Below are 9,846 nucleotides of genomic sequence, written 5' to 3'. Positions count from 1 at the left end.
ACCGCTATCGCTGTCAGGATAAGGGTTTAAGTTAAATGGTTCTGGATGGTAGTCAACCCGCCAATTATGTCGGTTGGATGAATAACCGGGCTTTACCAGAATTTAATCATGAGCACCCAGATGTGCGCGAATATATTATGGCGATCGCCGAATATTGGATTAACTTTGGTATAGACGGCTGGCGTTTAGACGTTCCTTTTGAAATAGAAACCCCCGGATTTTGGCAAGAATTTCGCAGTCGCGTCAAAGCCTGTAACCCAGAAGCCTATATCGTCGGAGAAGTGTGGACAGATGCCCGTCAGTGGCTCGATGGCAGCCAATTTGATGGAGTTATGAACTATCTATTTACCGGACCTACCATCGCCTTTACAGCCCAATCCAGAGTCCGTAGAGAATTAGTAGAAGCCCCTTCTTATTATCCCTATCCCCCCCTTTCCGCTGCCGAATATAGCCAGAAAATTCAGGAACTTCTCGCCCTCTATCCTTGGGAAATTCAACTCACCCAACTTAACCTACTTAATAGCCACGATGTCGCCCGTTTAATCACCATAGTTCAAGAAGATCAAGCCAGCGTTAAACTCGCCACCCTACTATTATTAACCTTCCCGGGCGCTCCCAGTATATATTATGGCGATGAAGTCGGTTTACCCGGAGAATTTGACCCCAATTGTCGTCGTGGTTTCCCACCTCAAGAACAATTGGATTTAGATATCCTAGAATATCATAAACATCTCATCACCCTGCGCCATAAATATCCCGCCCTGAGAATTGGCACTTATCAAGTTCTCCTCGCCCAAGATCTCCTTTATAGTTTTGCCAGAATTTTAACCACCAATTCCCCCGACAATCAGGAAGAATTAATCATCACAGTTAATAGTAGTCTAGAATCTGCTACAATTAATATACCAGTTCCTCAACTCACCACTAAACCTCAAAGAGTTGTCTATGGAAATTGTACCGCTCGCTGGCTTAATTTAGAGGGAGAGAATCATCTGGAACTCATATTACCCCCTCGCAGTGGTTGTATCCTAGCCAACCATTAAAACTCTGCCTGATCAGCCTATTATTACCATGAGTAAACATCAAAACTCCATCCTCAGCGAAATTAAAGACCTCACCAATTCCCTGTATCCCCGTTTAGTAGAAATTCGTCGTCACCTTCATGCACACCCAGAACTTAGCGGTCAAGAATATCAAACCTCTGCATATATAGCGGGGGTATTATCTTCCTGTGGTTTGCACGTTCAAGAAGCCGTAGGAAAAACCGGAGTAGTAGGGGAATTAAAAGGAACTGGTAACAATTATCAATGGTTAGCAATTCGTACTGATATGGATGCCCTCCCTATTCAGGAATTAACTAACCTAGAATATGCCTCTCGTCATCCCGGCGTAATGCACGCTTGTGGGCATGATGTACATACTACCGTAGGGTTAGGTACAGCTATGGTTTTATCACGCCTACAGGACTCGCTACCGGGCGCTGTGCGCTTCTTATTTCAACCGGCTGAGGAAATCGCTAGGGGTTCAACTTGGATGGTAGAAGATGGGGTAATGAATGACGTTATATCTATCTTGGGATTGCACGTTTTTCCGACTATCCCCGCTGGGTGTATTGGTATGAGAGTCGGGGCATTAACAGCGGCGGCGGATGATTTAGAATTGACAATTTTGGGAGAGTCTGGACATGGTGCGCGTCCCCATGAAGCCATTGATGCAATTTGGATTGCCGCCCAAGTAATTACAACTCTACAACAGGCAATTAGTCGCACTCATAACCCCCTGAGACCAGTGGTATTAACTATTGGGCAAATTACTGGCGGACGTGCTTCTAATGTGATTGCGGATCAGGTAAAATTATTGGGAACAGTGCGATCGCTTCATCAATCAACCTATGAAACTTTACCCGCATGGATTGAGAACATAGTAGCTAATGTTTGCCAAACCTATGGCGCTAAGTATCAAATGAACTATCGCCGAGGTGTTCCCAGTGTCCAGAATGATCCAGCCTTAACTCAATTAATCGAAGCCTCCGTTAGGGAAGCCTGGGGAAATGAAAGTTTAGAAATTCTCCCAGAGCCTTCTCTTGGTGCCGAAGATTTTTCGGTGTATTTAAATCATGCACCCGGCGCAATGTTTCGCCTAGGAATCGGACACCGAGACCAGCCCAATTATCCCCTACATCACCCTAAGTTTCAGGTAGATGAATCAGCAATTAAGACCGGAGTAGTTAGCCTAGCTTATTCAGCTTATCAGTTTTGGCAAAAGCGTTGTCAATAACACCATTGCCACCAATTTACCTATGGTCTGTTTTGATTATTCATCCTGGGGTGATGGATGTTCTAGAGCCTGTTTCGCCTGTTTGATTTTCTCAAATAAGGTAGCACGCGATCGCACAGATTTCTCCATAATTAAGCGATCGATGCCATACTTAGCCTTGAGTTGATCTCGAACCTCCTTAGATACAGGTTCAGGCGACCCCTTAAAGTCCTCCGCCGTATATACTGGAAGCCGCGACCCCAAAACTTCAATAGGCATATCAGGAAGTCTAACCAAAAAATAATCCCGTCGCCTGCGAATAGTTTGGGCGCGGTTTTCCATTTCCGTCAGAATTGCCATCACCTGAGACAAATCATGAGATACCATCGCCATTTGTACCTCAACATCTCCCAGGGGAATCTTTAAAGCCTGTGCCCTTTCTAACACATCTGGCGGTAAATGTTCCAAGCTAGGGGGGTTAATCGCCGCCTCCAGATAGGCGAGAGTATTTCTGATACTCTCCTCAACTTCCCTAACCCGTAGAATTTTAGCCTGTTCGGGAGGAACATGATCAACCATATTCTGTAGTTCACTGGTGGCAGTTTCTAATTGAGCGATCGCCTGTTGAATATAGCTATAATCCATATATCAATCTCCATCATCAAGTTCTTGGGTAGACTGCCACCCAGGTTCCCACAGATTACGATCTTTAAGCTGTTTAGCATTCAACCAAAATCTAACTGTCGGGTCACAGGAAGCCACCAACTCCGCAAAAACCAACTGACCCTGATTTTTACGGTTAACCACCTGAAAATGTCGCCATCCCCAAGTTTTTTGGGTAGCCGTCCATTTAGAACCCACCAGATAGGGAAATTTTGTCTTTTTCGGCATTACCAGTCAATATTCTTAATTCCTGATTGTGCCATAAATTTTCACCAGACAACAGCCCACCCACACAGAATATAATTCAACCGTGACCTATCATCCAAGGGCGATCGCACCTACTTTGTTTATATCGGGGAGATGATGGTTGGCGATCGCTTTTCACCAATTTGGGTTCTTTACTTTCTCCCCGTCGCCAACTTAACCCCCTCGAATTCAAATTAATATTGGGCGGCGAAAATATTTTTTCACTTTTATGTTGACATTGAGGACAGGAAACCGGAGTTCCCACCTCCGCCAGAGTCTGCCATTTTTCAAACTCTCCGCAATTAGCACAACGAAATTCATACAGTGGCATTTTCCTCATTCTCCCTATCCTATCTAACTCCCCCCAGTTCCTACTGACTAGGGGTGATAATTACACTACTAAGTTGGCAAAATATTGCGATCAAAAATCTCCGTTGGTATCGCCACCGTACAACAAGCATTCGGAATATCCACAATACCACTAATTCGACCTTCTACCGGGGCTGAACTCAATAGCAAATAAGCCTGTTCTCCCGTAAATCCAAACTTTTGTAAATATGCGATCGCATTCAAACAAGCCCGACGATAGGAAACATGAGCATCCAAATAATACTGTTTCCCAGTAAACTCATCCACCGAAATCCCCTCAAATATCAAATACTCCGAATAGCGAGGTTCTACCGGACCAGGTTTAAAAATCGGATTCACCATTGCATACTTTTCCACCCCCCCTTTAATCAGATCAACATGGAGGTCGATATATCCCGACATTTCAATAGCGCCACAAAACGAAATTTCCCCATCTCCCTGGGAAAAATGAATATCTCCCATAGACAATTTCGCCCCCTCTACATACACCGGAAAATAAATCCGCGACCCCCGCGACAAATTCTTAATATCGCAGTTTCCGCCATGTTCCCGAGGTGGAACCGTCCGCGCCGCTTCCGCCGCCACCCGCTCAAATTCCGACCCAGTTAATGTTCCCAAAACCGCATTTTCTGGGTTTGGTAAAGCCGCCAGAGGTGGAATTTCTGGTTTCCAAACCGGACCCCCTGTTTCTACTAATTCCCTTTCCCGTTTATTCCACTGCATCAACAGTTCATAGGAAGGCGCACAGCCAATTAATCCAGGGTGAGTAATACCCGCAAAACGTACTCCCGGAATATGGCGAGAACTCGTATAAATTCCCTGTAAATCCCAAATAGCTTTAGCTGCATTCGGAAAATGATCAGTTAGAAAACCACCCCCATTTTCCCGCGCAAAAATTCCCGTAAAGCCCCATTCATCTCCCTGTAATGCACCAATATCCAGAATATCTACAACTAAAATATCTCCTGGTTGAGCACCGTTTACATAAATCGGCCCACTGAGAACGTGAACCACACTTAGATCTACATCTCGAACGTCGTCGGGACTATCATTATTTTGGATTTGTCCGTCTGTCCAGTCCTTGCATTCAATCCGAAAAATGTCTCCCGGATTAACAGAAACCACCGCAGGAATGTCTGGATGCCAGCGATTATGTCCCGGCATTTCTTGTTCCGACATTGGTTTAGTTAGATCAACTTTAAATAGTGTTTGCGGCATTTTTTTCCTGATTACCCTTCATCATGATGGTTTTTTAATCAACAAAACTTAATGATTCAATTCTTTTTGAATCTTAGTCTCTCGATGTTAAGACATCTTCACCTATTCCCTAGATAACAAAATGTAATTTTAGATACAAAATATCAATTTATCTGGATACTTTTAATAATGATAATCATTCTCTAAAGCCTCAGAGCCAGCTATCTCAAACCTGCCCAAAGTTAGAGTTTCCTAAATCATGACAATATTGGAGTATAAAAAAAACCAAAAATTTACCGATTTTTTATTGACAAATCCCCCAGCTTGACCTATATTTATAGAGTGGGAATATGTGGCGAAATATATATGGCTTTTGGCTGCCTACTGTTTAAGTTCAACCCCGGCGAGTCATTACCCATACAATCGGGAATTGCAGTTAGCGACATTCCCACAACTGTCCTCAGCAAAAAGGGGGGAATTCATCAATTCCCCCCATATATTTATTTTCCAAGTCATCATTCCCATTTAAGATGATTACCGAGCAAAAACCCCCACCCCGTAATAGCAGGTTGAAGCATTACAGTTAGCCATTGTTACCTCAACCTTAAATCGACCATTCCATTTGGGGTCAACTTCTACCATTGGGTAGTCATCAAGCGCGGTATCAGAGTCAATCAGATTGTTATTTTCATCATAAAGTGATAAGTCTATATCTCGACAATCTTCATCACAAACACCGACCAGAACGTAAGATGAACCTGAATTTAAGTTCAGGTAGAGATAATCCTTTTGGTTATGACCGATATCACCTACATAGGGCTCATGACTAAGCTGATAACTCCCCGAAATTCCTAAAGCCACTCCTGCTTGCGTCAATTGTTGACGCACTTGTTGAACGAAGCGTCTATCTGAAGCAGCACCAGGTAGCCCCAGGGTAATCGCCATAGCAATGCTGATGGCTACAGTGCTGTAACTTGCCACATTACGTGATGGTTTGAATCTTAGTTTCATAGGGACTTGATTAAGTGTATAAGGTAGAGTAACTTGATTATATGCTCTCCCTCCAATTGGAAAGTAAAGACGGTGACTTTTTAATGAAAATTTAATCATTTTGGCTATGGTGAAGTAATCGCCAAACCTACACAGCCCCAGGGTCTTGATGCCAATTATTGACACAGTGATAAAATGCGATCGCTTTTCCCGTAGAACCTCCACCAGTACCCCCAGTTAGGGGAACCCCAAAAATCCCCCCATTTTCCCTTGACAAATCTCCGAACTTGACCTATAGTTAAACAATGGGAATCCGTGGCGGCATATATATGGCTTTTTTGGGGGCTATTTAGATGTCAAAGTCGGAGTAGTTCCGAAACCACCCCGACACCATTAATTAATCAACCAGGAAGTCTACTTAATCAGTTCTAGCCACTTCAAGCCAGACTCCCGACCCCCTCCACAAACTGAAAGATACTAGCATCTTCCAAGTTCAAACTCGTCACACCCTCAATAATACCGACGATTTTATCAGTCTCCCCAATTTGGTAAATAGCAGTAGCATTAGTAAATCCCTGGGGTAAATCCCCCATGCGATAGTTAGTAGCATCACCCAACAAAACCATCACATCTTGATTCATCTCCCAATCAGCCACCACAGTATAACCCTCACCGGGAAGCATCACAAAAGTATCATTTCCCTCTCCCCCATTCAACGTATCAATTCCCTCCGAACCCCCATATAATATATCATTCCCCTTATCACCAAACAACAGAGAATTACCCTCACCCGCCACTAGAGTATCATCACCTTGACCGCCATAGAGAGTATCACCAGAGTTACCACCAAACAGGATATCATCATCCTTATTTCCCAACAAAGCATCACGACCGGAACCCCCAACTAAAGTATCATTTCCCTGACCTCCAAATAGGGTATTATTTCCCTGGCGTGCATCCAGAAAATCATCTCCTTCAAAACCCAGCAAAGTTTCATCAGAATCACTACCCATAATCAAATCATCCCCATCACTACCAAACCACTGATTAGGGAAAGGTTGAGTAATTGAGTTATTAGCAGAAAGTGGCGGCGCTTCCGGTATAGCAGGTATCACCTCACCCACATCAACCAGTAAGTTAATCGGTGTCATCACTGGCGGTTCCGGTTCACTGAAAGTTTCCGTATCCTCAGAAGGCTCAGGAGAACTCACAGAAGCAAAACTCGGAAATTGAATCGGCACAAAAATCGGTTGTTCAAAGACTTCCGGTTCCTCAACAATAGGTTCCGATTCGGTTTCTGGTTCCTCAATAATAGGTTCAGTTTCCGGTTCAGTTTCCGGTTCCTCAACAATAGGTTCCGATTCGTTTTCCGGTTCCTCAACAATAGGTTCGGGTTCGGTTTCTGGTTCCTCAATAATAGGTTCAGTTTCTGGTTCGGTTTCGGGTTCCTCAACAATAGGTTCCGATTCGTTTTCCGGTTCCTCAATAATAGGTTCAGTTTCCGGTTCGTTTTCCGGTTCCTCAATAATAGGTTCCGATTCGTTTTCCGGTTCCTCAACAATAGGTTCAGTTTCCGATTCGTTTTCTGGTTCCTCAACAATAGGTTCTGGTTCTAGTTCGGGTAGCAGTTCAAATGCCCGGATTTCCATAGAATAGTTATAAGCATCAACTTCATCAACACCATATACGTGAACATGATAGGTTCCTGGTTCGAGTTCATTTAGGCTAATCAGATTTTCATTACCAGATTCAATCAGAACCCCTTCGGCATCATACAGGTCTAATTTTCCCCATTCATATATATTAGGATACAAACGCCAAATGTAGATTCTACCACTTAGTACTCCCGGCTGATTTATCTCAAACTTGAACCAGTCAGAATCACCCGAATGAATACTCAGACTAGACAAATCAATACTCGGCTGACCCGGAGAACTCCATTCATTTTCTGATAGGAAACCCAAATCTGTAGCCATTTCAATACTGTCATTGGGTTCAAAATCATCTGGAATCACTGCCATGGGAGGCTCAATGATTAGAGTATAGTCATGATTCGTTACTCCCTCATCTCCATAAACCTGAACATAGTAAGTTCCAGCGTCAAGTTCCTCTAAACTAATCCGTTCCCCATCATCAGTATTGGAAGTGTTAATCAAGACTCCTTCAGCATCATACAGGGCAAAATTCAGATAGTCACTAGAGTAGTAAGAGTGACTAACTGAGACATAATCACCTCTTCGTCCAAACCTATCTATCTCAAACTTAAACCAATCCGAGTCTACAGAGTGAATACTCAAGAGATTCCAGAAATAAGAGGGAGGATCAAATCCATGTGAGAATACAGAAGTCCACCAATCCTTTGACAAAAATCCCAAATCTGTGGCAGTTTCCATACTATCGTTAGGTTCAAACCTGTCTGGGAATGCCTCTAGGGAAGCCCGAATACTGATGCTATATTCAGGGTTAATTGCTCCGTCATTGCCATATACCTGGATATGGTAAGTGCCAGCTTCCAGTCCTTCTAGGCTGATCGAAGTACCACTGGTTGAATCTTCAATCAAGACTCCCTCAGCATCATACAGGGCAAAATCCAGGTTGTAGCCATAGTATGAGGAAGAGATTGAAACATAATCATAGTTTTCTCCAGTCTCAGTCATATTAAATTTCAACCAGTCTGAGTCTCCAGAGTGAATACTCATACCACTCCATGAACTAGGCGGGTATTCCTCCATTCCATACAAGTAATATTCATAAAATAAAAAGTCATTTTTTGGATATAAGCCTAAATCTGTGGCGGTTTCCAGACTATCGTTAGGTTCAAATTCATCTGGTTCATCTTCGGTCATAGTGATATCCCAGGGAACGTTAATAGAGAGACTGTATTCAGGATTAATAACGCCATCATCACCATAGACCTGAACATAGTAAGTTCCAGCTTCTTGTCCATCTAAACTAATTATAGACCCATTATAACCAATGGCAGTTGTTATCAAGACTCCCTCAGCATCATATAGGGACAAATTGATGGGTTCATAAGAGTAGGAGAAACTAATTGATACGGAATTATTCCATCTTCCGGTTTGAGCGATCGCAAACTTAAACCAGTCGGAGTCTTCAGCATGAATACTGAGACCAGACCAGGTATTATCTTCAGATAGCAACCCTAAATCTGTAGCTGTTTCCAGGCTATCATTTTGCTCAAATTCGTCTGGGGTCATCGTGATATCCCAGGGAGCATCGATCTCAAGCATATAGTTAGGGCTAGTGATGCCTTCATCTCCATAAACCTGGACATGGTAAGTGCCGGCTTCTAATCCTTCTAAACTCATCGAACCCTGAGCATCAATACTGTCACTGGAAGTCTCAATCAAGACTCCCTCAGCATCATACAGGGACAAATTTAGGTTTTCATAATCAGACCAAATTGATAAGTAATGATAATCTCTTCCGGTATTGGCGATCGCAAACTTAAACCAATCTAAGTCTCCATCATGAAGACTGAGGTTACCCCAAACATTCAATTCAGATAGCAACCCTAAATCTGTAGCGGTTTCCCGGCTATCATTGGGTTCAAATTCATCTATTAGAATGATATTGTTGACAGTTTCATTAGGCATTTTAATTTCTCCATGAAACGAAATGTATTGAATACCTATTCATCCCCTCAATCAAAGTGATGGGGAGATTAGGGAAATCGGACATGACAAACCAGACTCAAGATTTCCTTAAACTCCCACCTTGAGTCACGTTTTTTTATATAGATTCAACCCTTGGTTTCTTTGCTGTTAGCCTGAGATGTGGGAGGTATTGATTCACCCCCACCCATAACCCAAGAGGGTTCCGACTTCGATCGCTGTTTCTCTACTTGTCTCTCAAAAGCACGCCGTCTACCAAATTGGTTTGATTATCAGTAGATTAGCTTGATTATATCCTATCTATCGAGTTGGGAAGTTATCCGGTGAATTTTTAAGGAAAATTTAATCATTTTGGCTATGGTAAAGTCATGGGAAAATATATCCTGTCTCAGGGTGCGGCTCTCAATTATTGACACAGTGATAAAATGCGATCGCCTTTGCCGGTAGACCCGCCACCAGTACCCCCACTTAGGAACACAAAAAAAATCCC

8 protein-coding genes and 1 pseudogene are annotated in these 9,846 nt (G+C 43.1%); 2 read left to right on the top strand and 7 right to left on the bottom strand.

Annotated features, from left to right (window positions below):
* Nucleotides 1-44: 44 nt before the first annotated feature.
* Both P5674_RS12445 and P5674_RS12440 read left to right on the top strand, forming a co-directional pair.
* Nucleotides 45-1,043, top strand: a pseudogene (locus P5674_RS12445) (alpha-amylase family glycosyl hydrolase); the annotation flags it as partial.
* A 28-nt stretch (nt 1,044-1,071) separates the two neighbouring features.
* On the top strand, nt 1,072-2,277 hold the full coding sequence (locus P5674_RS12440; RefSeq protein WP_006616783.1) for a M20 family metallopeptidase: 1,206 nt from the start codon (nt 1,072-1,074) through the stop codon (nt 2,275-2,277).
* A 36-nt stretch (nt 2,278-2,313) separates the two neighbouring features.
* On the opposite strand, the gene P5674_RS12435 is transcribed toward P5674_RS12440, so the two are convergent.
* From P5674_RS12435 to P5674_RS12405, 7 genes are all read right to left on the bottom strand, one after another.
* The gene (locus tag P5674_RS12435; RefSeq protein ID WP_006616784.1) at nt 2,314-2,901 is read right to left on the bottom strand and encodes a hypothetical protein; all 588 of its coding nucleotides are present in this window, start codon (nt 2,899-2,901) and stop codon (nt 2,314-2,316) included.
* Nucleotides 2,902-2,904: 3 nt separating this feature from the next.
* Nucleotides 2,905-3,147: a TIGR02450 family Trp-rich protein gene (locus P5674_RS12430; protein ID WP_006616785.1), complete on the bottom strand. Its 243-nt coding sequence runs from the start codon at nt 3,145-3,147 to the stop codon at nt 2,905-2,907.
* A gap of 76 nt (nt 3,148-3,223) precedes the next feature.
* Complete coding sequence (locus tag P5674_RS12425; protein WP_006616786.1) at nt 3,224-3,496, bottom strand: FmdB family zinc ribbon protein; 273 nt, start codon at nt 3,494-3,496, stop codon at nt 3,224-3,226.
* Nucleotides 3,497-3,564: 68 nt separating this feature from the next.
* Nucleotides 3,565-4,752, bottom strand: a complete 1,188-nt coding sequence (gene fmdA, locus P5674_RS12420; RefSeq protein ID WP_006616787.1) for a formamidase — start codon at nt 4,750-4,752, stop codon at nt 3,565-3,567.
* 513 nt (nt 4,753-5,265) lie between these two features.
* Nucleotides 5,266-5,742: a hypothetical protein gene (locus P5674_RS12415; RefSeq protein ID WP_035737241.1), complete on the bottom strand. Its 477-nt coding sequence runs from the start codon at nt 5,740-5,742 to the stop codon at nt 5,266-5,268.
* A 127-nt stretch (nt 5,743-5,869) separates the two neighbouring features.
* Nucleotides 5,870-5,998 carry a hypothetical protein gene (locus tag P5674_RS12410; protein ID WP_286131370.1) on the bottom strand — a complete coding sequence of 43 codons (129 nt, stop codon included), beginning with the start codon at nt 5,996-5,998 and terminating at the stop codon, nt 5,870-5,872.
* A gap of 160 nt (nt 5,999-6,158) precedes the next feature.
* Nucleotides 6,159-9,338: a T9SS type A sorting domain-containing protein gene (locus P5674_RS12405; RefSeq protein WP_035737238.1), complete on the bottom strand. Its 3,180-nt coding sequence runs from the start codon at nt 9,336-9,338 to the stop codon at nt 6,159-6,161.
* Nucleotides 9,339-9,846: the final 508 nt, after the last annotated feature.

The sequence above is a fragment of the Limnospira sp. PMC 289.06 genome (assembly GCF_032350395.1).
GTDB lineage: Bacteria > Cyanobacteriota > Cyanobacteriia > Cyanobacteriales > Microcoleaceae > Limnospira > Limnospira platensis.
The sequence above is the reverse complement of the archived record's forward strand: the minus strand, read 5'-3'. Positions and strand labels throughout refer to the sequence as shown.

Excerpts from the sequence above, each read along its gene's own strand:
- P5674_RS12440 (WP_006616783.1), top strand. The coding sequence starts at position 1,072 with ATGAGTAAACATCAAAACTCCATCCTCAGCGAAATTAAAGACCTCACC.
- P5674_RS12435 (WP_006616784.1), bottom strand. The coding sequence starts at position 2,901 with ATGGATTATAGCTATATTCAACAGGCGATCGCTCAATTAGAAACTGCC.
- P5674_RS12430 (WP_006616785.1), bottom strand. The coding sequence starts at position 3,147 with ATGCCGAAAAAGACAAAATTTCCCTATCTGGTGGGTTCTAAATGGACG.
- P5674_RS12425 (WP_006616786.1), bottom strand. The coding sequence starts at position 3,496 with ATGCCACTGTATGAATTTCGTTGTGCTAATTGCGGAGAGTTTGAAAAA.
- fmdA (WP_006616787.1), bottom strand. The coding sequence starts at position 4,752 with ATGCCGCAAACACTATTTAAAGTTGATCTAACTAAACCAATGTCGGAA.
- P5674_RS12415 (WP_035737241.1), bottom strand. The coding sequence starts at position 5,742 with ATGAAACTAAGATTCAAACCATCACGTAATGTGGCAAGTTACAGCACT.
- P5674_RS12405 (WP_035737238.1), bottom strand. The coding sequence starts at position 9,338 with ATGCCTAATGAAACTGTCAACAATATCATTCTAATAGATGAATTTGAA.